1 tRNA gene and 1 rRNA gene are annotated in these 1,163 nt (G+C 36.5%); both read right to left on the bottom strand.

Annotated features, from left to right (window positions below):
* Positions 1-50: 50 nt before the first annotated feature.
* Positions 51-126: transfer RNA gene (locus C6Y02_RS19140), tRNA-Val, on the bottom strand.
* 782 nt (positions 127-908) lie between these two features.
* Positions 909-1,024: ribosomal RNA gene (rrf, locus tag C6Y02_RS19135) — 5S ribosomal RNA — on the bottom strand.
* Positions 1,025-1,163: the final 139 nt, after the last annotated feature.

The raw sequence follows: 1,163 nt of genomic DNA, 5'->3' as shown, positions 1-1,163 counted from the left end.
AGTTGAGCTACACCGGCTTTATCTATCCTAACATTATGTAAGAATAAATATGGTGGAGGATGACGGGCTCGAACCGCCGACCCTCTGCTTGTAAGGCAGATGCTCTCCCAGCTGAGCTAATCCTCCATATTGTGTTGTCATTTCGAATGTCTCTCGATCCGACAAATAGTATTATATAACGATAAGATATTGTTTGTAAAGACTTTTTTAAAATAATTTTTGAATTTATTTTAACGTTGTTTTTTCGTCTTTTCGTTAAGGCACCTAAAGAATTCTACCACTTGTCTCATCATTTTAAAAGTCTTTTTTTCATCTTTTTATGTTTTTTTGTTAAAAAGGGCTCTAATAAAGCTTTATTGATGTGAAATTACCCTTTTCAAGCTTTTTATATGCTTATTTTATTCAATATATCTTCTCATACAAATCATCTAGAGAAGGAATTCTTTTATTATTTTATTTTTCTGGGAAATCATTTTCATGTAAAAATGTCCTTAAATGATGCTGTTCTTTACTATCTTCAATATTAAAGTGTTACTAGGGTATCAAGTTAGTGTTGATTCTTTCTTATTCTTACTTAGAGCGAGCGAAAAATTCAACTGTAAGTGTTGCGATACTCAGTCATCTAGTGTGTCTCTAAACAGTCCTCTGTATCTGGCTGCCAAAGAAAATTCTTATTAGCTGCTTTCTATGCTTTTGATCTTCATCCTAAACGAATTGAACGGCCGACCCATAAACAACAGCTGCGTTGTTCAATGAAAATACATGAAAGTGAGACGGACGGAAAGATCAACTTATCGATGAGGCATTTACTAAATCATCACTTCTCACTTTACAAAGTGATTTAATAGAAGTAATTTTTTCAAAAAAACAAAAAAGACCAGTTCCGTATGGAACTGATCCTTAGAAAAGCTTGGCGGCGTCCTACTCTCACAGGGGGAGACCCCCAACTACCATCGGCGCTGAAGAGCTTAACTTCCGTGTTCGGTATGGGAACGGGTGTGACCTCTTCGCTATCGCCACCAAACCTGATGGAGAGAATGTTCTCTCAAAACTAGATAACAATGTTCAAGCTTCACATTAGAATATAGGTTAAGTCCTCGATCTATTAGTATCTGTCAGCTCCACGTGTCACCACGCTTCCACCTCAGACCTATCAACCTGAT

Origin of the sequence: Bacillus sp. NMCC4 (assembly GCF_002998555.1) — a bacterium.
Taxonomy (GTDB): domain Bacteria; phylum Bacillota; class Bacilli; order Bacillales; family Bacillaceae; genus Bacillus.
The sequence above is the reverse complement of the archived record's forward strand: the minus strand, read 5'-3'. Positions and strand labels throughout refer to the sequence as shown.